This is a genomic window from Bradyrhizobium diazoefficiens USDA 110, from assembly GCF_000011365.1.
GTDB lineage: Bacteria > Pseudomonadota > Alphaproteobacteria > Rhizobiales > Xanthobacteraceae > Bradyrhizobium > Bradyrhizobium diazoefficiens.
In genome coordinates this window covers 2475440-2498577 of record NC_004463.1, presented here as the reverse complement: position 1 = coordinate 2498577, position 23138 = coordinate 2475440, and the positions used below count along the sequence as shown (strand labels likewise).

Below are 23138 nucleotides of genomic sequence, written 5' to 3'. Positions count from 1 at the left end.
GACTTGCGACGATGTAGGCAGCGGCCCGATTTTGTGAAAGCATGCAGCCCAACGACAATAATGCAATGGGAGGCGTCATGTTGCGAATTTTGCGTAACTATGTTTTCGGGCTGGTTTTTCTCTTAAGTCTTTTCAGCGCCGCACCTCCTGCCTCCGCCGCATATCCCGACCGCCCCGTGCACTGGATGATCGGCTTCGCCGCCGGCGGCCCGGTCGACATCGTGGCGCGGATCATGGCGCAGTGGCTGTCGGACCATCTCGGCCAGCAATTCGTCGTCGAGAACCGCGCCGGCTCCGGCGGCAACATCGCCGCCGCCGCCGCGATCAACGCAGCCCCCGACGGCTACACGCTGCTGTTCGTCGCGCCCAACAACGCGATCTCGACCTCGCTCTACAAGAAGCTGCCTTACGACTTCCTGCGCGACACCGTGCCGGTCGCGAGCATCATGCAGCTCACCAACATGCTGGTCGTCTCCAACGCGATGCCCGTGAAGACGGTTCAGGAGTTCATCGACTACTGCAAGGCCAATCCCGGGAAGATCTCCTTTGCCTCGTCCGGCAACGGCACCTCGGTGCACATGTCGGCGGAGCTGTTCAAGGTGATGACCAAATGCGACATGGTGCACGTGCCCTATCGCGGCTCGGCGATCGCCTTCCCCGACATCATCTCCAACAAGGTGCAGCTGATCTTCGACAATCTGCCGTCCGCGCTGGAGCAGGCCAAGGGCGGCAATGTCCGCGCGCTCGGCGTGACCTCGCCGAAGCGCTGGCCAAGCGTGCCCGACGTGCCTGCGATCGCCGAGACCGTGCCCGGCTTCGAATCGGTCGGCTTCTACGGCATCTCCGCGCCGAAGGGCACGCCGCCAGAGGTGATCGAGATCCTCAACAAGGCCGTCGGCGAGGCGCTGAAGGACCCCAAGCTGGTGGCCCGCCTCGCGGAGACCGGCGGCATCCCCAAACCGATGACGCCGGCCGAGTTCGGCAAGCTGGTCGTGGACGAGACGGAGAAGTGGCGCAAGGTGGTGGAGTTCGCCGGGGTCTCGGTGGACTAGCGGCGGCTCCGCGGCCGGGCTTGCCGCGCGTCGACAGGACGTTTAAGGGGGCCGACAGGCCCCTTCAAATCAAAAACTGCGAAAACAACCCCATGCACAGTAGACGAGGCTAGCAATTACAAGGGGTTATGGAAGCGACCCCACGAACCGTGCCGGAGCCGATTTGCGCCGTCGGGCAAAACAGGACTATAAGGGCATCATCGCAAGTTTCGGGTATTCGAAAATCACCTGCGGTGCCGCATCGGCGTTCCCGATCCGCCAGGGCCGGCATTGCACCCTCGCCTCCAGCCTTGTAAACGAACCGCGCACCGTTGCCGGCCGCACGCATTCCCGCGGCCGTCTCGCGGCGGGGCCTGTAGCTCAATGGTTAGAGCCGGCCGCTCATAACGGTCTGGTTGCAGGTTCGAGTCCTGCCGGGCCCACCACGCTTCGCCCTTCGTGTCGCGCCAAATTTGGTCCGAGTCGATTCCAAACGATCGTGAGTCGATTTACCAAGAATCGTGAGTCGATTTCGCCGATTTCCAAGAAATCACGAGTCGATTTTGCTGATTTAGGGTAATTGGCCCGACCCACCCGGCGTGTAGGCCAGATGCGCAAACGGCAATTGCCCGGTTAACCAATGGTTACCGGGCTATTGCCGACAAAAGATTTGAAAGCGAACCACGTTCGTCCTGGGCAGCCCAGCCTACTTCGCCACTGATCAGGCCCTACTGCTCAAAGTTGAGTCGCCCAACCCGTTCGGCACTTCCGTCCTAGATCAGGTCCGACGCTTGAAAACCGGAGCCTCCCGCCGATTTTCCTGCCTCTGCCCGGGTAGACCAGGTCAAGTACGATTCCGCCTCAATCGTCTCCACCGGTCTCGCCGAAAACCGTCTCTAGATCCTTCGCACTTCAGTCCACCGCCGCCAAAAACACCCTAGTCTGTCGCCTCGGAAAACGCGACTCCGATATTCTGACAAGTTATCAGTTTTGGCGCGGCGAGCGCGATTGGACGGTTTCGATTCAAACGTTAGCGAACCACTCACCTTCTTCCCTTAGCCTCCTCGGGGATGGGGAATGGGGGACGATCAGTGAAAGGAGTTCCGGCGAAACGAGCCGCAAAATCCTCGGCAACGAAGAAGGATTCGAAATCGAAGCGGAAGCGGACCGAGCGCGAGCACGACATCTCGCTGGCGGATCTATTCCTCTGGGTCACGGTGGTCGACCAATGCCAAATCCAGCCCAGGAATGGCCTCGAAGCAACCTCCGAAGCCGCAAAACTGAACTCGGGGCAAGTCCAGAAGCGGCTGAAAGTGATCGAGAAGCGCTTCGGTCCCCTTTTTAGAAAACGTATTGCGGAAAAAACGACTGCTCAAGAGGAGAACGGTCATGCCGCCCGGAAGCAGAACCGCTCTGGCGTGACCAACACCCTCGGAGGTGCTCTCGCGGAGATATTCGCGACGATAGAGCATCTCTATCTGTACGCCCTGACGCTGAAACGTCGCGACGGCGCTGTGGATCCATTTCCGGAAGTGATCGAAGCAAAAAAGGCGGTGTTGAAGGCGATTCCCGTCACGCCGCTCCGCGAGTTGGATCGCGTCAAGCTGAAGGTGCGCCGCGACCGGATTACAAGATCGCAGGTTTGGGCGCATCGTATCAGGCAGCGTCAGCGCACCGGCACGCCCAAGAGATTCTCCGACTTACCCAAGATGCATCCGAGATACGCCAGCGACTGGCGTCTTGAGGAGTAGCGATCGCCTAGCCCTCACCCAAGCCTTCGCCGTCGTATATTCGACATCGCAAGTCTTTGAGGCCTGATGGACGCTGCTTCCACCATCCACCAGCGCAAGCAGTCTGCGTTTTGTCTCCTTGGGGTATGCGTTTCCGATTGAGACCGGGCGTCCCAGAATATTCTCGACGGCGGTCCGATCGAACATCGGCACCTTATTCTCTTTCAGCCGAAGCACCGGCCGAACTTCGTTGGCGTTCAGCCATTTGATGACGTTCCGATCCTGCTTGTAGCCCGAGCGCGCCATGATCTCCGGCAGGAAGATTGCCGCCTTCGCCAACGCCTCGACATGCCGACGTTCGAACGGGGTGACCGTGGCGTCTGCAATCAGTTTCCCGATGGCCACCAATCTCTGAACGGCAAAAATCGAGCAACCGAGCACGGAGGCCGCGGTTGCATAGCCGATGCGCGTATGGTCTTGCGCCTCCTGCCTCGCGGCCGCGCGCCCCTCTGGAGATTCCGGTCCGTGAAGAATGCCTTTCGGGCGAGGAGGTGGCAATTTCCGCTCGGGCTTCGGCAATTGCTCGATCCTGGCGCTAAGGGCCATCTCGACCTTCGCGCGAAAGTACACCTTCCATCCGGCCTTCTTGAGCTCAAGAACCGGATTCAGCCCCTGGTTCGCGAGCCACGTCGATGCTTCGCGGTAGGTCCGGAACCGGCCGATCCGAACGATCTCCGGCGTGAAGATTGTCTCCTTCGCCAACCTTTCGATTTCAGCGCGTTTGAACGGAGAATTTACGGGCGCGTCGGCGTGCTGCTTCAGCTTTCCGACCTTCGCGAGGCGCCACACCGCTACATCGTTTGTGCCCAGCAGCTCCGCAGCTTCGAACTTGCCGACCCATTGCAGCGATGGGGTAGCTTCGGCCATTCGCTCTTCGATCAACTGCCGCAAAGAGCTCAGGTCACGGATCGCCAACCTCTCACCCAACGAGATGGCAGACGGCTTCACGGTCGTCACGGCCAGGCGACCGTCGGCGATCGCCGCCACTATGACCGCCCATGGCACGCTCCGAGCGCCGACCGATCGCAAGGCGACTCTCAGCCGAACCGTGTCGTCGCCCTCATCGACTACCGCCTTCTGCGAAATTTTCGCGGCCAAGTCATCAACGGAACTCTTCGTGTAGTAGACGGACGATCGCAGAAGCTTGAGCACTGGACCATCGACGCGGACAAGCAGTCCGATTTTTTCGAGCTCTTCGAGATCCTTTAGATGGACGCCGACCCTGGGTGCCGTCATCGTTCCCGAAATAACTTCCTGCTTCCGCTCGGCGATCGGCTTGAACGCCTTCTCCGAAACCAGAACGGGAGATTTCTCAAGGTTGTCGAATTTGATCGCCGGAATCAGGCCGCTCTTGACGAGCTCGCTAAGTCCCGACCGGAGAACGCCGTATTTCTCGGCGAGGTGGGCGATGGGCTTCATGTCGGGATCGCTGCGAGTTTCGAAATACGTCGTCACCGCGTTACCGAGGATCATTCTCGCCGAAGCGCACAGGTTCCGGTCCATGATGCCGAGCGGCCCGAGCTCGCTAAACCATCCATACGTCCTCTCGCGGGACTTTTCCTTACTTTGATCACGCAGGAAGTCGCCGAACCGCTCGAGGCCTGCTGCCCCGTCGATGAGGGCGCGCCCTGCAACGGACAGCACCTCGGGCGTGAACTTATCCCAGCCCTCGCCGGATTTCGCCCTTCTGCGGATGGCGTTGCGCTTCGTGTCCCAGCTCTCGGCAAGCTGCATGCTCGCAAAGTGGAGCACAACTTCGAATATATCTCCATTCGACAAGTCGGACCACATTTCCGGGACAAGGCGCCGGGCGACCTCTTTCCTTCCCGGCGCCGGGTCGATCAAGTTCGTGACGAAATCAAGCGCCTGGAGATCGTTCACCTCGACCATCGGTTGCGGGAAATCACGCAGATCAACTCCCGGATACTTCCAGATCGCGCCCAAGAATTTTTCCGGTCGATAGCAGTGATCGCAAAAGGCGACGCCGTAGGTCACCGTCCATCCGAGCGGCTTGGCGCAGACCGGGCAAGAATCGATTAGCGTCTCCTTAGTGGCTGGGTCGAACCCGAATAACTTCACCGACCACATTGCGCGCATCCATCCGCCGAGCTTGAGCGCGCGGGGGGAGACGCGACGTTTCTGGGCATCCCGGTAAAACGCCCGAAGGGGTTCTCCGAAAAAATCAATCCTCCCGGCATGCTCATCCAATTGAGGATGGAATTTGGTCGCCACGCTCACGACATCCGCCGTGCCGACGAAGTCAGCGATCGTCTTCGCGAGATCCGGCGATCTGCTGCAAAGCGACTGGGGCTTGTGCGTGACGATACCGGCACTTCGCAGGGCGGTCAGCGGACTTCTGCGGAAGTTGGACGCCGTCGCACGCAGGACAAGTCCACCGAGGCACTCGTCCGGCATCGGCTGAATGGGGAAAGCGAACCTCATTTCAGCTCGGCCTTCCGCACGCCGGTCGGGAAGGGATTGTAGTCGATTAGCCGCGGAATCGCCCACTTGTCGACGGCCGCCTCAAGGTGCGAGCGCAATACACAAGGACTACCGGCCTTCGCAGCGATGACTGCCGCCTGCTCCACAATGCGCGAGACATAGCCAACGCGTCCTCCGGACACGACGTGGAGACACTCGGGGATGTCGCCATCGAGAAGATTAGATTCTTCTTCGAACAAGCCATGCTCCTTCAACTTCAGGCCGAGCATGCCGAGATACTCGATGAACATCTCCCGCTGAGCGGCCACGCCATAGTCCAGTCGATCGAACGATATTTCCTCCAAAACCCGGCCGTCGAGTTGGTCGTCGCCGAACAACAGGGTACGGGCTTCCGTCACCCCGATGAAGACCATCGGGCACACGCCGCGGATCAGCATGACCTTGAGAGTGTTCGCGATACCCGCGTCGTTTTCGTTCTTCTCGGCATACTTGCTGCGCTGCTTCGTCGGTCTGAGATGTTGGACTTCGTCGACGATAATCAATTCCACTCCCAGCGCTACGATATGATCGTAGCAAAGCTTGAGGAGTTGCTGGGTATTGCCTTCCGCTTCGACGTTCAGGGCGCGAAGAATTTCCTCGGCGAGATTCTTGATCGTCGTCACTCCCTCCAAGGTGATGTAGATGACGATGCGCTGCTTGCTCGCGATCTCGTTGCGTTTCATGTCCTTTGGAAACAGTCCGCGCTTGATCGCCTCGTCTACGACGCGCGTCTCAAGATACGTCTTGACGCACATGCTCTTGCCGCTATGCGTCGGGGCGAATATCGTGGCGCAGCGTTTCGGCTCTTGAGGCGACTCGCGCGTGACCTGCCTGAGGTCATCGAATATATCATGGGCATCGAGAAGCCGATCGTTGAAAATGCGAATGTCGTTGAAAGCCGACCAGATCTTGCCTCTGATGGACATGATGGCTAACTGTCTCCGCCGACGGATGAGCGATCGAGCAGAGCTCGCTGTAATAGTCATGGACGTCGGAAACGCCTCCACGCTTCAGACTATCCAGATACTCGCGCATCTGCTTCGCGGCGTGCACCGGTTCCGCGGCTTCGTTACGTCGCAGTTTGCGTCCATGCGAAAAATGGATCAGCGCGTCCTCCAATTCCTTCGAAAGGAAGATCGTATCGGTTGGCTTTTCCTTAATTCGTGCCCGGATTAGAGCCAGGTTCGGCGCAAGCGTCTTTGGTACCGCGCCCAGCGAATAGAACGTATCGGCCGCGGATTCGAGGAGGCCACGGCAGGCCGCCAAAGTGCCGAAAAAATTTTCGTGTTCTATTGCGAGCAGCAGCGTGTCCAGCCAGTCGGCGTGTCGCAATAAGGATGCGCAACAGGCAAGATGAATCCGCAAGGTCATCTCGCGCCAATAGATCGCCTGCGCTCGCTCCGGATTCTGCCGGATCAAATCATTGAACACGTCCATGTCCATGAACGTGTAGTTCTGCCTGCTGGCCTCGACATCGATCGATGGCAGTAGCTTCCAGATAGAAGCTGCCATCGATCCGAAGTATGCCGACAGAATAGCATCACGAGTACGGGGCGTCGCCATAGGTACATCTTTACATCAGGTCGGATGGCTACCCACAACAGGAGGCTTGGAGTTCGCGATCCGCAGGCTTCTTGAATGATGGACCTCTGTCCATCGCGCGCGCAAGGGAACACGTGGACAAATCCACGCTCTGCCAATTCGGAATCCCTGACCCGCGCTAACCGCCCCGGAACGAGCAGAAGGGCGGAAGGATTCGTCCGGCAGGAGCAATTTCGATGCTGATGACGAAGGAACGTCGGCCGGAGAGCCGAGCGGCCCTATCTCGGCTGAGGTGACGGCACTCACGGGCATCACCGACGAGATGGTAACCGGTCACAGATTCCATGACGCGGCCATCACGGCCTTCGTCGAAGGCGCGGTCATCGTCATAGCTCACAACAGCGGCTTCGATAGAAAGTTTGCCGAACGCTACTGGCCCTTGTTCGAGCACAAGGCATGGGGCTGCAGCATGAGTGAGATCGACTGGCGCAAACACGGCTTCGCCGGTGCGCAACTCGGCTATCTGCTCAACGGCGCGGGCTTCTTCCACCAGGCGCACAGAGCCGTCGACGATTGTCATGCCCTGCTGGAGGTGTTGGATTTCGAATTGCCGACGACCGGCTCGCCGGCGCTGGCGCTCCTGCTGGAGACCGCGCGCAAGGCGACGCTGCGGGTCTGGGCAGAGCAGAGCGCATTCGACCTCAAGGATTCGCTGAAGCGCCGCGGCTATCGCTGGAACGACGGCAGCGACGGGAGACCGAAAAGCTGGTTCATAGACGTCGACGAGACCGCCCTGGAAGACGAGATCGCGTTCCTGAAGACCGAGATCTACGGGCGCGACGTCGAGCCGGGCGTGCGGCGACTGACGGCCTTCACCCGGTTCTCCAATCGCGTTTGAAGCCGGCCGAAGCCCTGAGACGGGCATCGCGGGTGATCCGGTCGTCGAATCCTTGGCGTGCAGGCTCTGGTCGGCCACCATCCCAAGTTGCTAGGATGTCGAGCGCACGAACCGGAGGGGCCGCGCATGAACTCCGACCGCCAGTATGCCGTGGCCTCGCTTCTCTTCGACTACGTGAGGAGCCCGTCGCTACGGCATTTGCGCGATCCTCATAGCGTGCACAAACTTGCGCGGGATATCGTGAACGCTGTCGATCGGGCCGGCTCGGTGTGGGGTAAGTGGGAAGCTGGACGGGAAGAGGTGGCTCAGGCTGCTGCTCCGTGCTGGATCCCCACGGAAGACCTGCTCGCCTGTCTCAATCGCTTGCCCGGTCCGCAGTTGACCAAGACAGACGTGGAGCAGCGGTTACGCGCGATCTGGGAGGAGCCCCACACGAGCTATCCCAACGAAGACCTCAGGGAGGGTTGCCTGGCGCTGTATCTCGCCGAGAAGGCGCAGGGCACCGAGATGCGCGCAATCATCGGGGCGCTTCAAGAGCATCTGGAGCGGGAGGACGAGAGGCTCCGGCGAGAGCAGGAGGAGCGATATCGCAAGCTGAAAGAGGATGAGCGGGTAAAGCTCGAACAGCGCTTCCTTTCCGGAGCCGATTGTGGCTGGACTCCGATCGGCGGCTCCGCCGCCTTTTATTGCCGTCGCAATGGTCGTACTTTCCGTATCGTGCAGGGCAAGGATAAACGCTGGACGCTTTTTCGCATCGAAACCGTCGAGGACGAAGGAGACTTGCTTGGCCTCTACCAGGGGAGAGGCGACGCGAACAAAGCATTGCAAACGATTGCCTACGCAAATGAGCGACGATGATGCCATGCCGCCGGCCTCGCCGCCGCGGGCCATGGTGTGTGGCTTCTGCGGCCATCCGTACATCCGGCCTTGCACCGCGGAGACGGAAGCGGCGTGCCCCAATATGATCTGGTTGCGCGGTGCGGCCCAGCAGTCCACCCGACACCATTATATTCCGCAGTTCTATTTGAGGCGGTGGGCCGGAGACGACGACAAAATCTGCGAATTCAGCCGCCCCCACAAGAACATCCATCGGCAGCGCGTCTATCCGATCCAGACCGCCTTCAAGGACCGGCTCTACGAAAAGCCCGGCGTTCCCAAATCGATCGCGCAGCAGGTCGAGGACAAGTTCATGAGTCCGGTCGACAACTTCGCGGCGAAAGCTTTGGACGTCATCGAGGCCGGCGTCGAGAAGGTCCGGAACGATGCCGAGAGGCGGTCGGCCTGGTCGCTTTTTCTGATGTCGCTCATGATGCGGATGCCGGAGGACGTGGCCGCCCTCGCGCAGATCGAGGAAGATCAATGGAAACTTGATCTTCCGAGCTTGAGGGAGAAATATGCCGCCAACCGCAAGCCGGACGATCCCGAGACGATCGAGGAGTTCATCGAAAAGAGGGATCCCGAATACATCGGGCGATGGGTCATGAACGGTCTGCCGGAATTGACGCATCACGAAGGGATCGGGCAATTACTCAACGCGATGCGGTGGTGCGTCGTGGTGACGCCGGACGATGCGCCGCCGTTTCTCACGTCCGACAGGCCACTCTTCATGTCGAAGACGTTTAGCGAAGCCGAATGCTACCTGACCCTCCCCATCGGTCCCCACCGCCTGTTCGTCGCGACCAACACCGAAGAAACCGAGAGGAAGTTCAAGGACTGGCCGCCCAAGGAACTGGCGCTCGAGGTCAACTCTCAGGTCGCCAAACAGGCCGTGAAGTACGTCTACGGGCTCGACCATTCGGAGGTGGAATTCGTCGACAAGCTGATATCGACCGACCGGCCGCCGAGGCTCATGGAGATGTTGCGCGACCGGCGAAGGCAAAGACACGCGCCCGCTTCGAGGCGCCCCTGAGCCGCCTCCAAATCGGTCGAGACTCATGGCTAGACGGGCAGAAATCAGGAGTCCACGGCGATGGCCATAAATTCCGGCTGGGCCGTTCGGGGATCCTTGTTTTTCGGCGATTTTCGTGCACCCGCGGCGTCGGGAAAGAGGGCACACTCTTTCTACTGCCGATGTTACGTGAGATCAGCAGTTTCGCGAACTGGAGGGGCGTCGACCATCGAGGATGTTGCATCCAGATGCACGATGGGACTTGCATTCTGATACAACCAAAGGTTAAATCTATCTTTGGTGTCTTAGAACATTTATTGCTTCTTTTACGTGAGGGCTGATTGATGAAAGCCGTCGCATTACTTTTTGTTGGGTTTTTATTGCCGACAAGCGCCGTTTGCCAGGAGAAGATCGAAAGTGGGGTCCGTGCCGAGCTCAACTCGGCTCCGTTGGTTCGCGTGCTCATCGTGACACGTCCGGATCCCGAGCAAATCAACGGTGGGGCGTCTTTCGCGAGCGCGAGCGACTACGTTGCCGGCGCGTTGTCCGACACGGCCAAGAACGTGAAACCGATCGGGGCGCTTCCCGTTGCTGCGGCTGAGATTTCGGCGGCCGCTTTGATGCGGCTGCGCGAGGATCCGAACATAGTTCTCGTGACGCGCGACATCCCCATGCCACCCACATTGATGGACTCCGTTCCATTCATCGGTGGAGACAAGATGCATAGCTTGGGATTCAGCGGGACAAACGAGTCTGTGGCCGTCCTGGACACGGGCGCTCAAACCGATCATCCGGCGCTATCCGGTGCCATCGTGGCCGAAGCTTGCTTCTCCACGGACCATTCGAACGTCTTTCAGGTGAAATCCCTTTGCATAGGGGGATTTGACGTTGGCACGGTGGCCGGCTCGGCCGGACAGTGTCCGAGAGACGTCGCTGGATGTGAACATGGAACTCACGTTGCCGGGATCATCGCCGGCCACAACATGAATTTCTCGGCTAAGCAGTTTGGCGGCGTCGCCCCTGCCGCTAAGTTGCTTTTGATCCAGGTTTACTCTCTCTTTGAAGATCAGAGTGTCTGTGGCGCTGTGGGCAAGTGCATAAGGAGCTTCACGTCCGATCAACTGAGGGCGTTGGAGTACGTTTTCAAACATCGCACGGAGTTCAAGGTCGCCGCCGTCAACATGAGCTTGGGGAGCGGATACTTTGATGCCCCGTGCGATAAACGCTCCGCGTTGACCGAGATCATAGAGCGCTTGAGGGCTAAAGGCATTCCGACCGTAGTTTCAGCGGGTAACCAACATTTTCCAGATGGAGTCGCGGAGCCAGCCTGCATATCGTCCACCGTATCGGTTGCCGCGACAAAAAAGGACGGGTCTCTCGACGTCACCTACTCGAACGTCGCCTCGATGGTGCACATGGCGGCGCCCGGTACGGACATCATCTCCAGCCTTCCTGGCTCGACCTACGGCATGAAGACCGGTACCTCGATGGCGGCTCCGCATGTTGCGGCCGCCATGGCTTTACTGCGGCAAGAATTTCCCAACGAGTCGGTCACGCAGCTCGAAAGTCGTTTGACGACTGGAGCGCCGACCACAGTCGACGTTCGCACCGGCACGAAGTTGCCGCGGTTGGAGCTCGTCCGTCAGACCGCGTCCAGCACCGCTGCAACGGGTGCAACCTCCTCCGTCGGCACGAATGGTGGGGCATCAGGGATCGACACGATCCCGTCTGCGCCTGCAGGCGGAACATTCATACTAAAAACGGAGCGGCCTGCAGCGGATATCGAATCCGCACTCGGAAACAACTGCAACAACTTCAAATGCGATCTCAAGCCCATCGGAGAGGGTACTTTCAAACTGGATGTCGTGCCAAAGGCCAGCGTGGCACCGCAGGACAAGGTGAAGATGATGACGATCGATGCCTCCGCCGTCAAAGGCCTCCTCAAAGATATTCCGTCGGTATCGGTATTCGACAATCGACTATCGTCTCCTTTCAAATGAACGAACCGTCCTTTTCGGACCATGTCCGAGGCCATCAGGCCGAGCCACGTGGTCCGTCGATACAGTAGTCGTAAGCGCGCGGGATCGGTCGGTCGAAACAAGGCTCGGACAGCGACGATATTTGAAAGAGGATCGAACTGCGCTCGTACAGAAAGTCGTTCGGGAGATTAGGAGCCGTGCCGAGGAAGGGGCCAATGTGTATTTTCAGATCGCTCTGCTATGCTTCTTTGTTGTTTGGCGTTCTCAATTTGTCTGCAGCCTCGGTCCGAGGGCAGAATCTTTCTCCGGCTCTCGAAAGATGCAGCGTTTTTCCTCCGCAGAATCGAAGTGAATTTTGCAGAGTCGACCGCGAAGGGCAGGTGCCCGACGGACCGGCCACGTTGACGCTCGAACTGACCGCCACGACTGGGCCGATATTGGTGGCTGGGTACAAGATCGCCGAAACGCAGAACTATAACGGCTCGTACCTCGGTCCGCTCGTCGAGCTTCGTCCGGGAGATCTTTTCAAGGTTCGCTTCTTGAACGCGCTTGCGCCAGCGGGCATTCGCTTAGGCGCCCATCATCACGGTCAGAATGCGTCGAGCGCGTCGGACCAGACGAATCTCCACACCCACGGCCTTATCGTTACGCCGAATAACGCGGCTGTGACGGCGAAGGGGGACGGTGACAATGTTTTCGCGCAGCTTGGTCGGGGCCAATCGCTCGACTACAACATCAAGATCCCGACGGCCCTTCCGGCCAGTATACTCGACCTGCCGAGTGGGATCATTCCGCACCCGGCAGGCCTCTATTGGTATCACGCTCACCTGCATGGCGTGTCCGCATCCCAACTCGCCGGCGGAATGTCTGGACTGATCTCAATCGGCAGACCGGATTCGAATGTCGTTGGTCCCGATGATGCGACCACGGACGCCCTGCGAGCGAAGACCGACGTCATCCATGCGCTGCTGAGAGACATCCAGATCGTCTCAGGTACCACGCCGGACAAAGCGGCAGGATCGCCCGCGGCTTGGATGCCTATCGAAGACCCCGCATTATGCCTGGGCACGTCGGCCGCGGTGGCGGACCGCCCGGGATTTTGCAGCGGAAGCGATGCGTCAAAGATCTGGTTGTTCACGGTAAATGGCGATCGGTTTCCTACATGGGATGTACATAGCGGTCGAAATCTTCTGTTGCGGATCGCCAATACTAGTGCTTCCGCCAGCTACGTACTTTCGCTGTTTGACGCTGCAGCGCCAGGCGTGAGGGTCTCCTACGAGTTGCTGAGCGTCGACGGGGTAGTTCCGACGACGAAGTCAGCCGCGTCGCCCAGTCCAATCGCGCCGGTAACGGATGCACTGCGGCTTATGCCGGCCGGGCGGGCCGAGATCTATATTCGTAACGATGCCGATAACCCCAACAAGCGCCTGCTTGTCCTGCAGACCGAAGGTCTTCAAACGGGCAGCGACCCATCGACCGGCGATAATTGGCCACAAGTCCAACTGGCGCAGATCGTACTCGAACCGTCCGGGCCGCCGCCAGGGACGCTTTCATTGAGGTTAGCCCCGCAAACCGTCACGACGCTGCAGCAGCCCTCGGAAACTCATCCGCTTGCAGCGACCGCCCTGCCTGTGGGCTGTGTCCGAGATCTCGACGCCACGAAGCTCGAACATCGACGGATCACTTTCACTCAACGTGTGGACGGCTGGGGCATCCGCACCGAGCTTGTTGCTCCTCCCAATTTGACCGGGGTGCACCCGATCGGGATGTTCAGGGCTGTGGCCGGCACGACAGTAGGACCGATTCCGTTCGAACGCTATCTCAAGGGCGACGGCAGCGTAAATTGGGACGGGGGCGACGTTGGATCGAACCCGAAATCGCCCAAGCATGTCTGTGTCTCGTTGAGCACCGGACATGGTCAGCTTTGGGAGATTTCGAATCCCACCGGTGAACTGCATAATTTCCACATTCATCAATCGAAGTTCCGTATCGCGACGGACAAAGACCTAAGCCGGTACGGCATCGACCCGCAGACCACCGTTACGAATCCCACCGCGAAACTGCAGAACGCAAAAGGCGCGGACGATCTTTACATCTGGCACGACACGATGCCGATCGAGGCGGCTGGGCGTGTTTTCATCGTGATCAATTTCGATGCCGAAGAGCAGATCGGCAAGTTCGTATTCCATTGTCACATTCTGGAGCATGAGGACTCCGGCCTCATGGCTCCCGTGGAAGTCATCCCCTAGCGACAGGAGGCTCTCGTGAAACTTAGTTTGTTTTTCTTGGCGAGCGCGACGACACTGGGTCTCTGCTGCGATCCAGTGTCGGCAAAGACAGTATCAATAAGCATCATGAGCGGGCCGTTCAGGTTCGAGCCTCAGAGCGTCGATGCGAATCCCGGCGATACGATCACTTGGACGAACACGACGAACACCCAGCACACGATTAGTCCGGACCAGGACGGCGCCTTTCCGGAGAAGGACCCGATCGAGTCAAAGGAAACTTACAGCATCACTGTCCCCGCGAACGTGGGACCTCTTCCGTATCACTGCAATTTTCACCCAATGAACGCGACTATCAATGTCGTCAAGCCCTGAGGAGCAGCCGATCAAGCCATGGCTGTTGTTAGCCATTCGTAATTCATGTGTTCTGAAATCCATTTGGGGAAACCGATGATCAAGCGTCCTACGTTCCTTATTGCGGCGATCGCCATCAGCCTCTCTTCCTCGCAGCTTGCGCGCGCTCAAGCTCCAGGATTTTGTGCCGCACCGAGCGCAGTCAAGGCCATAACGGACCCAGGTGAACTTCGCACCGTGATCGTCACGGATGCGACAGTCTTGAAAAACCCTAAGGTCGATTTTTCCTTCGGCAGAACCTTGGGAGCCATAATCAGCTCCTTTGGCGGCGTCGCCGACAGCCCCGCCGCTCGGCTTGGCTTGCTCAGCTCTATGATCAACTCGTTCAACGACAAAAGCGACGTGAACCCGGAATCGCGAATAGCGCTACCCCTAACTCCTCGGCCTGGCGAGGTGGGTCTCGATCCCTCGAAGATGATGACGAAAGGAGACCCGGATGAGATGCGCATTGTGGGGCTCTTCAACCGCCTCGATTTGGCCCCCGCCGATTGGAAGTATTGCGGCGAGCATCGGATCGTCTATGAAAAAGGAAATCCGGTCAGCCCGACGAATCGGTTGACGATTATCTTTGAGGCTGCCTTGGACAATCCAGAGCCTCAGAAGGGCGGCGAGGGTTGTAAGGCGGTTGCGGAATTCTGGGACGGATTGAAGGGAAAGTCTGGAGACGAACTCGCCACTCAACTTGAGATGTTCTACTTCAAGGGCCTCGCCGGGAAAACCAGGCCTGTCGTGCATTACTTGCAGTACGGCCTCCCGTTCGGCCAGGTGAGGGCGAACTTGTTCGTGAATCAACCGAAATTTCTCTGGCAACTTCGCGAATGGCATTTGAGGCCAAACGCCGACGGTACGCTGAACTTCGTTCCCGATACCGTCAAGGCGAACGCACTTCCCTCTCTGTACGGGCAGGCGATCGCCGGGGAGGATCCCCGCTTAGCGGCGCTGCGTCAGCAATTTTCTAACGAACTGATCGCGACCTACGTCGACGCGATAGCCGACACGGATGAGCAGGCCCTCTCAAAGGGAAGCAAGGCGACGCTTGACACGTTGTTATTCAAAATGGGCGTACCCATCAGCGACAAATACAATACATTCGAAAGCACGGCGTCCGGGTCCGACGACGACCCCTTGGTCAACGCGCAAAAAGGCGGGGGTCTTCTCCCTCGGATCAAACCGAAGCTGGATAGCGCCAAGCTGAGCCAGGGCTGCAGCATGACGTCCGAGCAGATATTGAACCGCATCGGAGCGCAGAGCTGCGGTGGATGTCATCATTTTTCCGGGGGGAAATCGATAGCAAGCCTTGGGCCCGGAACCGAGCTCAAATGGCCGGATATGCCGGGATTCGTGCACATCGACGAAAACGGTGACATTTCCATCCTTCTGAAGGACTTCTTTCTTCCGAGCAGGCGCCAAAATCTGATCGATTTTCTAAAAGCGCCGGCCGCGCCGCAGGTATCCGCATCGGCCCGTTCCTTCGATGATTTTCGAACGAGGTTGGCCGAGCCCGGCTCGCTCAGCACGACGGATACCGATATCAGACGTTCGGATTTGCGAACGGCCGACAAACTGACGGAGGGGGCTTTCACCCGATTCAGATCCGCCGACTGAAGGGTTCGCTGGAAACAAGATCAACCGCTCGTCCGTGGACGAGCGGTTGGACCTCCCGAGTCCGTGCACGTGGCCCCCGGAGATCAACCGTGTCACGCGGAGTACCCCGTCGTGATCGAGGTAACGTCCAGCTATCGAGGACCTGCGTACTTTCCGGCTTGCTCGGTGTCTTGCGTCTCTAAAAGCCGTTCAGCTTATTGCCGATGACGCGCTCCAACGTGAGCTGCAACTGCGTCGCCGCGATGTTGCTGTTCTCAGAAGGAGGTAGCTGGGCCGCAGGAGCGCGCGTAACACGAACCCCCTTCGGGTCCGCTTCGATCGCTTGGATCTTACTTTGGTTCTCGGATATCCTTCTCTCGGCCTCGTTCCGATCCTTCTGCTGCTGCTCGAAGTTGGCGCCCCCACTTATTGCGAATTCTTCTTTTAGACCCTGTAGTTCCGAAAAGTCTCGCCGCGCCTTTTCTTGCAGCGGTGTAGCAAGATCGTTTGGCAAATCCAGACTGTTGGGACCGGCAAGTCCGGGTCTTACGCTCCCTCCGACGCCCGAAATTGCGGCTTCCCTACCCCGGATCTGGGTTTGAAGCTGGGCCAACCGTTGCCCCTCCGGAGATCCCAAAAGCGCGTCCGCCTCGGCAATTCTCTGTCGGGCTTGTTCATTCTCTCTTCGATATCCGTCTACTTTTGTTGTCTGCTCGGGCGTTTTAACCTTGGAAACCGTCGTCGAGCCACCTCCTCCGGACGACCTTTTGGCTAGGACCACGTCGACGCTATTATCCTCTTCTCGTGAAACTCCGACCGACGGATTGATCGTTACGGGGCGCGGAGCGATGGTGAAGGTTGGGTTGATGCCGGCAGTCGCGAGCACGACGAATTGGAACGTATGACCGATGCTCGTGAGACGATCCGGATGCTTCGCAATGAAGCCGTCCGACAGACTCGTATCGAGGGCCTCGTTCAGCCATTGACCGAAACCGAGGTTGCCTCGCAAAAATGGATGGGTCCCGGTCGCTTGCGCCTCGGCGCAGGGGGCCGCACGTAGATCGATGTCGACGACATTCAGACTGAACTTGAGCACGGCGGTGCGGTTCGCGGTGCCCTTGACGTCGGCTCCCGCGGATATAAGAACCGAAGATGCCGCGCGGTCAAACGGCACAGGAAACTTGTTGGCGTCCGCGGCGAGGGTGCCGGTCTCGTTTCCCTTGAGGGTAATTGTGTAGGCCGCCTGCCAGTCGATCAGGAAATGACGAGCGGGCCCTTCGAGGAGCTGTTCTCGGATCGCATCGGCAAGCTCACAATGTATTGCCGCGATCAGCCGGTCGCGCGGTAGCACTTGTGGACTGGTTAGTTCTGGTAGATGTGTCCCACATCCCGCGAAAAGCAACAATATCGGTAACGAAAGAATCGCTTTGTAATTCATCTGTCGCCCCCCAAGAAAGGGATAGGCTAAACGCAATGCAACTTAAGGTAAAGAGTCGTGTATGATGCTTTGCCGGCAACCGTTTGGTAGCATCAGCGGCCGCGATCTCCGGCGGAAATCCTACAAGCAAGCCGCACGGTCCGACCGAGTGGTGTTTCTCTTCGGAGACCGTCACTTGCTCTCGCATGGGTCGTCATTCGGGGTCGTAGCCGGTGATCCTCACAATGTGGCGCCTAACATGAAGCGGCTCGATTGAGGCTTCGCGGATCCATGGCTCCACGAACAGGGTCGATCAGAGCGTCCGATTGCCGGCGCAACGTACCCTGAGACGCCTCGAAATCGGTTGAGTTTGATAGTACGAAATTACCAAATCGGTGGTACACGGCGGTGGTCACAAACTTCGGCCGGGCTTTTCAGGAATCCTTGTTTTTCGGCGTTTTTCGCGCGTAAGGCGCTGTCGGGAAGAGAGTCCCACTCTCTCCGCCACCATCGACAGCTTGACAACACGCACTGGCGTATCGCGTCGGCACGCAAGTGCGGCGTGCGAGCGCCTGGGCATTACCTCGTGAACGCGATTAATTTCAGCGATCATGCGCTCGCCAGAAGCTGCGGTTGCTCGCCCGTGTGGCTCCCGCCCTACCGCCGTCATGTCCTTTGACCGGCACCTTTCCCTTCGATCGCCCTCTATCCACGCTAACTTATATTGCAGTCTAGCTCGGCGCCCTCCCTGGCGAAGATGCGTCGGAGACGCCGTGACGAACCCAACGTTTCGACCGTTCGGCCGCGAAACGTACGTCTTTCTTGAGCGTTTCCAGCGACGCTGCCACATCCACCAGCCCGCCTTCAGAGGAACCGACTATCACGCAGCGCCCGATGAAGTGCGCGTCGTCCTTGCGCCATTTCGGCCCTTGTGCGCTGGCCGCGGCGTAGACACGATCTCCGCCGGGTGCAAGGAAAGCCAGCACGATCTTTTCGCCGATGATGTCCTCGACAGCCTTCAATGATTGCTCAATTTTGACGGCCTCGATTGTCCGTTGAGCCGGGTCTATCAAGATCGCTTGGACGCCCTCCCTTGGCTCTACCTCGCTCGGGTTCGCCTCTACCCATCGAAGGAGCGCTTCAATTCTCTCCGTTCCAAAGCGGGGAGCCGTATACTGCCGCCATCTGTCCCGCTTGCCGAGAAGGACCGCGTTTGATCTGAAAGTCGGCGATCCGCCGATCGTGAATCCCGGCGCCGTTGAGCTGCCTTCCGCGCAGAGCAGCACATCCCCACTGGGCAACGTGATGGCAGTTTTCGGCCGGCCCGAGGAGCCACAGAGCCTGATGAGCTCCCGGCTATGAGGTTCGATTTCTATCTGCGACACGATCCGAAGTGTCGCGTCGATATGCACCACTTTCACGATCCGGCTCTCCGCCTGTGGCCAGAATGATTCTTGCCATTGATGACCGGCGCCCGAAAGGCTCGACATTCCTCTTAGCGTGCGAGGCCGTGGAAAACCCAAAGGTCGCGCCCTTGCAGACCTCGTTCGCAAACCGCGCCCACCCAATCTCAGACTAAAAGTACAAGGCCGATCCGCTACATATAGCGCCTACCTTCCAGCGCGCTGCGCCACATCGTGTGGGTTGAGTGTATCGACTCACAAATTTTGGTTTTTCTGCCAGATCGACTCATGAATGCTTGGTTCATCGACTCATGAATTTTTGGCGGCTCGTTACAAATCAATGAGTTAATCGACTCGCTTCTGATTGGTCCCGACACTTCGTTCGTCGGACTACGCGTGGCGCAGCCGCGCCGAGCCTAAATCCGGCTCAAGAAAAAAGTCTCCAATTTGCCCTTGCCCTTCACGTCAATGCTGCCGCGTGGCTCCAGCGCGAAGCGACCGACGAGGTGGCGGGCGATATCCCGGGACACATGGATTCGATTGGGCAGAGAGTAGGCCTCGAGCCGACTGGCGACATTTACGGTATCGCCCCACACGTCGTAGATGAAGCGGTGTGCGCCGATGATGCCGGCAACCACGGGGCCCGAATGTATGCCGATCCGGATTTGCAACGGCCAGCCGAAATGGCTGTTGACGCGTCCCAGCCGATCGATCATGCCAAGTGCCATTTTCGCGATCGCTGCGATCGCATCGGGGTTCGGATCGGGCAAACCGGCGACGGCCATGTAGGCGTCGCCGATGGTCTTGATCTTCTCGACACCGAGCTCACGGGCAAGCGCGTCGAATTCCGAGAACAACCGGTTCAAGTACTCGACCATCGCTGCAGGCGTGACCCGTGACGAATGCTCGGTGAAGCCCACCAGATCGGCGAACAGAACGCTCACACCCTCGAAGCGGTCGGCAATCATGGCTTCGCCGTGGTTCAGACGGCCAATCACCTGTCTTGGCAGGATTGTCAGCAGCAGCCGCTCAAACTTAGCGGTCTCCTCCTCGATGCGGCGAAGATACTTCTGCTCGCGGTCGCGCCAGCGCTTCTTGTGCAAGCAAGCATTGATCCGCGCGCGCAGCAGGATCGGATCAAACGGCTTCGGCAGATAGTCCTCGGCCCCGGCCTCGATGCAGCGGACGGCGCTCTCGGTCTCCGCCAAGGCCGTGATCATGATCACCGGAATGCGGCGCAGCCGCTCATCCGCCTTCATGCGCACCAGCACATCAAGCCCGTTGATATCGGGCATCATCAAATCGAGCAGGACGAGGTCGAACTCATCGTTGGCGAGCGCCTGCAGCGCCTGCTGGCCGCCGGCCACCGAAGAGACGCGATGGCCGTCGCGGGTCAGTCGGCGCGACAGGAGGTCGCGATTGGCCTCGATATCGTCCACGACGAGAATAGAACCGGTTTCGGTGGCAGCATACTGCCGGACCGGCCCGAGGCTGCGCATCAGGTCGCTAACCATGACCGCGCCGGTCTGATCGGGAGCCAAGCTCGTCTCCTCGACATCAACCGAGAATCGCACGATGCGATCGAGGCGCAGCAACAGGTCGGTGGCCGCAGCCAGCAGGCGATCGAAATCCGCCCTCAGGGAGTCGCTTGAGAAACTGGCTGCATCCTCGCGCAGCATCTCACCATAGCCCTTGATCGCGTTGAGCGGCGTGCGCAGCTCGTGACGAAGATCCTGTTCTTGCGTGGTGGCCGCTGAGCCGGGCGGGCTCTTGGCGCGATCGCCGTCCATCAGCCGGTCGACCTTGCCGGCGAGATCCCGGGCTGCGCCGAGGATACGGTTCATATCGGGGAGGATGTCCAAGCGCCCGTTCCGGGACGCCTCTTCGTGCAGGATCTCTGCGTAGCCGAGCAAGGCGTTGACCGGGGACTGCAGTTCCTGGCGAAGATGGGCAAGCTGAATGCGCCAAGCGCGCGCGCTGTCGGTGTCAATGATACTCATGGCCGATCCGCGCGCGCGCGCCGGGCGTGCAGGGGTACCAGCTCGTCAAGCGCCGCGAGCACGGCCTTGCCGCTGTATTCGCCCTTGTGCACCAAATGCTGTACCTGGCCGTTGAGGCGCGAGCGATCCTCAACGGTCAGCGTCTTTGCGGTGACGACGATGACCGGGATGCTCCGCCAGCGGGACTCGGCTCGCACCCGTGCGATGAACTCGAACCCGTCCATCTCCGGCATCATCAGATCGAGCAGAATTGCATCGGGTGAAGCCTCATTCAAACGCTCAAGACCAATCCGACCATTCTCTGCTTGCGTCACCATGCAATCGATCTGCCGCAAGGCGCGCCCCATCAGCTCGCTGGCCGACGCGTCATCCTCGACTATCAGCACGTGTCGCGGCGCGCCCCTTGGGCAGCACTTTTCCACCGCGCTGACCAGTCTGTCGCGATCAATCGGCTTGACCAGGTAATCGGCGGCACCGAGCGAGAAGCCAATGCCCTGGTTGTCGACGATCGTGACCATGATCACAGGAATTTCCGCGAGTACCGCATCTTCTTTCATGGCGCTGAGCACGGCCCAGCCATCCATCTGCGGCATCAGAGCGTCGAGCGTGACGACATCGGGGTGCAGCGTGCGGGCGAGTTGCATCGCCTCCTCGCCATTGGCAGCCAGGCGAACGGCGTAACCGCCGCGCTGCAGGTGTCGGCGCAGCAGCTCACGCGCATTGGGATCATCGTCGACCACGAGAACGATCGGCGCATGCTCGGGCTCGGCAGCCTGCGGACCCTCGGAACGCTTGTCTGCCGCCGAGACTGTAGTGTCCGATGCAGCGCGTGTTACCGCCGGCAGACGAACTACAAACGCCGTCCCCTTGCCGGCTTCGCTCGTCAGCGTCACGTCGCCACCCATCAGCCGGCAGAAGCTCTTGGTGATGGCGAGGCCCAGCCCCGTACCACCATAGACGCGGGTCGTCGAGTCGTCCGCCTGAGTAAAGGCCTCGAACACCTTGGCCTGCTGATCTGGCGTCATGCCGATGCCGGTATCGCGCACCTGGAACTCGATCCATTCGCCAGCCGCATTCGTGTCACGCAGCGCGGTCAGCGTTATCGTCCCGTTCCGCGTGAACTTGCAGGCATTGCTGAGAAGGTTGAACAGGGTCTGCCGAACCTTGGTCAGATCGCTGTGGATCGTGCCGATCTCGTCAGCACAGTTCGCCACCAGAGCGTTGCCGGTCTTCTTGGCCAGCGGGGTGACGGTCGCCGCGACGCTATCGATCATGGGGCGGAGCTCGAAGGTCTCGAGATAGAGCGTCATCTTGCCAGCCTCGATCTTGGAAAGATCGAGGATGTTGTCGATCAGGCCGAGCAGATGCTTGCCGGCATCCTGAATCTTGCGCAGGTCCGCCATCTCCGATTCGCGGCCGGCGCTCTGGGCGTCCTCGAACAGGATCTCGCTGTAACCGATGATCGCGTTCAAGGGTGTGCGCAGTTCATGACTCATGTTGGCTACGAAGTCCGACTTCGCGCGTGTCGCCTGCTCGCTCGCCCAGATCGCCTTGTGCAGCTCGCCTTCCATGCGCTTGCGGTCGCTGATGTCGGCGAGGCCGTTGATCATCGCCGGGCGCCCTTCGAACTCGACGCGCTGAGAAGCTATGAGCGCCCAGAACTCCTCGCCTCCAACCCGCTTGAGCAGCATCTCCATGCCCTCCACATGGCCGTGCTCGGTGAGCGCGCCGATGAAGCGCTCGCGATGTTGCGGGTCTGCGTAGAGGGTTTTCGCTTGCAGGCCCAGGGCAGACGAACCTTCGAGCTCGAACATCTCGCTGAAGCGCCGATTGGCATACCGGATGATTCCGTCATCAAAGGTTACGATCGCCACCGCCATAGGCGCGGCCTCGGCGATGACGCGCAGCCGCTGTTCGCTCTCTTGGATCGCCTGCTCCGCCTTCTTCACGTCGGTGATGTCGGTGTAGGTCGCCACGGTGCCGCCGTCGTCGGTTTTGCGCTCGTTGATCTGGATCCAGCGCCCGTCGGAGCGGCGTTGCACATGCGTGCCCTTGGGATCGCGATGCTGAGCGAGGCGTTGCTCGATCCAGGCTTCGACGCGCCCCTCCGCGTCGCGGATCTCGCCGCTCGCGGTCGCGTTGCGGAGGATTGTCTCGAACGATACGCCCTGATTCACGACATTGATGCTGGCGGTGCCGTGCATGTCCCGGTACCGCCGGTTGTATATAACCAGCTTGTCGTCGGCATCGTAGAGCGAGAAACCCTCGGAGATGCTCTCGATCGCGTCGACCAACCGGCGCTGCGCCTCTGTTGCCTTGTCGCGTGCCTCCGACAGCTCCTTCGAGCTCAGCTCTTGCGAGCGCTCGACCATCGCCCGATCGCTATCGAAATCGGTGTATGCGGAATCGACGGCCGCCACGAAAGACTGCAACGCAGCCGGTACTTCGCCCTCCACACCGAGGTGCTTTCTGAGCTGGCGTCGTAG

The 23138-nt window shown here is 59.5% G+C and carries 15 protein-coding genes, 1 tRNA gene and 1 pseudogene; 10 read left to right on the top strand and 7 right to left on the bottom strand.

What is annotated here, in order from left to right:
- Positions 1-77 precede the first annotated feature (77 nt).
- The 3 genes from BJA_RS11250 to BJA_RS11240 all read left to right on the top strand — a co-directional run bounded on the left by BJA_RS11250 (position 78) and on the right by BJA_RS11240 (position 2782).
- Positions 78-1052: a Bug family tripartite tricarboxylate transporter substrate binding protein gene (locus BJA_RS11250; protein ID WP_038966584.1), complete on the top strand. Its 975-nt coding sequence runs from the start codon at positions 78-80 to the stop codon at positions 1050-1052.
- A gap of 349 nt (positions 1053-1401) precedes the next feature.
- Positions 1402-1477: transfer RNA gene (locus BJA_RS11245), tRNA-Ile, on the top strand.
- A 645-nt stretch (positions 1478-2122) separates the two neighbouring features.
- Positions 2123-2782 (top strand): hypothetical protein, encoded by a 660-nt coding sequence (locus BJA_RS11240; RefSeq protein WP_063921409.1) that lies wholly within the window; start codon positions 2123-2125, stop codon positions 2780-2782.
- On the opposite strand, the gene BJA_RS11235 is transcribed toward BJA_RS11240, so the two are convergent.
- From BJA_RS11235 to BJA_RS11225, 3 genes are read right to left on the bottom strand one after another with little or no spacing between them, the layout of a single operon-like run.
- Positions 2732-5263 carry a hypothetical protein gene (locus BJA_RS11235; protein WP_162494063.1) on the bottom strand — a complete coding sequence of 844 codons (2532 nt, stop codon included), beginning with the start codon at positions 5261-5263 and terminating at the stop codon, positions 2732-2734. The two genes, BJA_RS11240 and BJA_RS11235, sit on opposite strands and share 51 nt — an antisense overlap.
- Entirely contained in the window at positions 5260-6228 is a 969-nt protein-coding gene (locus BJA_RS11230; RefSeq protein ID WP_051000320.1) for an AAA family ATPase, read from the bottom strand. The genes BJA_RS11235 and BJA_RS11230 overlap by 4 nt, the downstream gene beginning before the upstream one ends.
- Positions 6152-6865: a hypothetical protein gene (locus BJA_RS11225; protein ID WP_011085086.1), complete on the bottom strand. Its 714-nt coding sequence runs from the start codon at positions 6863-6865 to the stop codon at positions 6152-6154. The genes BJA_RS11230 and BJA_RS11225 overlap by 77 nt, the downstream gene beginning before the upstream one ends.
- A gap of 235 nt (positions 6866-7100) precedes the next feature.
- Here BJA_RS11225 and BJA_RS11220 point away from each other — a divergent pair.
- The 7 genes and pseudogenes from BJA_RS11220 to BJA_RS11190 all read left to right on the top strand — a co-directional run.
- Positions 7101-7742 (top strand): annotated as a pseudogene (locus tag BJA_RS11220) (3'-5' exonuclease); the annotation flags it as partial.
- Between the two features lie 126 nt (positions 7743-7868).
- Complete coding sequence (locus tag BJA_RS11215) at positions 7869-8600, top strand: hypothetical protein (protein ID WP_038966543.1); 732 nt, start codon at positions 7869-7871, stop codon at positions 8598-8600.
- Between the two features lie 4 nt (positions 8601-8604).
- A complete protein-coding gene (locus BJA_RS11210) occupies positions 8605-9651 on the top strand; it encodes a DUF4238 domain-containing protein (protein WP_236842191.1) in 1047 nt (348 codons plus the stop codon).
- Positions 9652-9974: 323 nt separating this feature from the next.
- Positions 9975-11630, top strand: a complete 1656-nt coding sequence (locus BJA_RS11205; RefSeq protein WP_011085082.1) for a S8 family peptidase — start codon at positions 9975-9977, stop codon at positions 11628-11630.
- Positions 11631-12010: 380 nt separating this feature from the next.
- Positions 12011-13858 (top strand): multicopper oxidase family protein, encoded by a 1848-nt coding sequence (locus tag BJA_RS11200; protein ID WP_162494061.1) that lies wholly within the window; start codon positions 12011-12013, stop codon positions 13856-13858.
- A gap of 15 nt (positions 13859-13873) precedes the next feature.
- On the top strand, positions 13874-14209 hold the full coding sequence (locus BJA_RS11195; protein WP_011085080.1) for a plastocyanin/azurin family copper-binding protein: 336 nt from the start codon (positions 13874-13876) through the stop codon (positions 14207-14209).
- 75 nt (positions 14210-14284) lie between these two features.
- Positions 14285-15853: a hypothetical protein gene (locus tag BJA_RS11190; RefSeq protein ID WP_038966542.1), complete on the top strand. Its 1569-nt coding sequence runs from the start codon at positions 14285-14287 to the stop codon at positions 15851-15853.
- 178 nt (positions 15854-16031) lie between these two features.
- Here BJA_RS11190 and BJA_RS11185 read toward each other — a convergent pair whose 3' ends face one another.
- From BJA_RS11185 to BJA_RS11170, 4 genes are all read right to left on the bottom strand, one after another.
- Positions 16032-17270, bottom strand: a complete 1239-nt coding sequence (locus BJA_RS11185; protein WP_011085078.1) for a hypothetical protein — start codon at positions 17268-17270, stop codon at positions 16032-16034.
- Positions 17271-17980: 710 nt separating this feature from the next.
- A complete protein-coding gene (locus BJA_RS11180) occupies positions 17981-18739 on the bottom strand; it encodes a hypothetical protein (protein ID WP_011085077.1) in 759 nt (252 codons plus the stop codon).
- A gap of 329 nt (positions 18740-19068) precedes the next feature.
- Entirely contained in the window at positions 19069-20652 is a 1584-nt protein-coding gene (locus BJA_RS11175; protein WP_011085076.1) for an adenylate/guanylate cyclase domain-containing protein, read from the bottom strand.
- A complete protein-coding gene (locus BJA_RS11170) occupies positions 20649-23072 on the bottom strand; it encodes a response regulator (protein ID WP_161536185.1) in 2424 nt (807 codons plus the stop codon). Before BJA_RS11170 ends, BJA_RS11175 begins: the two co-directional genes overlap by 4 nt.
- Positions 23073-23138 lie beyond the last annotated feature (66 nt).

What these genes read in the sequence shown, in the direction of transcription:
- BJA_RS11250 (WP_038966584.1), top strand. Translation starts at nt 78, where the DNA reads ATGTTGCGAATTTTGCGTAACTATGTTTTCGGGCTGGTTTTTCTCTTA.
- BJA_RS11235 (WP_162494063.1), bottom strand. Translation starts at nt 5,263, where the DNA reads ATGAGGTTCGCTTTCCCCATTCAGCCGATGCCGGACGAGTGCCTCGGT.
- BJA_RS11230 (WP_051000320.1), bottom strand. Translation starts at nt 6,228, where the DNA reads ATGTCCATCAGAGGCAAGATCTGGTCGGCTTTCAACGACATTCGCATT.
- BJA_RS11225 (WP_011085086.1), bottom strand. Translation starts at nt 6,865, where the DNA reads ATGGCGACGCCCCGTACTCGTGATGCTATTCTGTCGGCATACTTCGGA.
- BJA_RS11215 (WP_038966543.1), top strand. Translation starts at nt 7,869, where the DNA reads ATGAACTCCGACCGCCAGTATGCCGTGGCCTCGCTTCTCTTCGACTAC.
- BJA_RS11210 (WP_236842191.1), top strand. Translation starts at nt 8,605, where the DNA reads ATGCCGCCGGCCTCGCCGCCGCGGGCCATGGTGTGTGGCTTCTGCGGC.
- BJA_RS11205 (WP_011085082.1), top strand. Translation starts at nt 9,975, where the DNA reads ATGAAAGCCGTCGCATTACTTTTTGTTGGGTTTTTATTGCCGACAAGC.
- BJA_RS11190 (WP_038966542.1), top strand. Translation starts at nt 14,285, where the DNA reads ATGATCAAGCGTCCTACGTTCCTTATTGCGGCGATCGCCATCAGCCTC.
- BJA_RS11185 (WP_011085078.1), bottom strand. Translation starts at nt 17,270, where the DNA reads ATGAATTACAAAGCGATTCTTTCGTTACCGATATTGTTGCTTTTCGCG.
- BJA_RS11180 (WP_011085077.1), bottom strand. Translation starts at nt 18,739, where the DNA reads ATGTCGAGCCTTTCGGGCGCCGGTCATCAATGGCAAGAATCATTCTGG.
- BJA_RS11175 (WP_011085076.1), bottom strand. Translation starts at nt 20,652, where the DNA reads ATGAGTATCATTGACACCGACAGCGCGCGCGCTTGGCGCATTCAGCTT.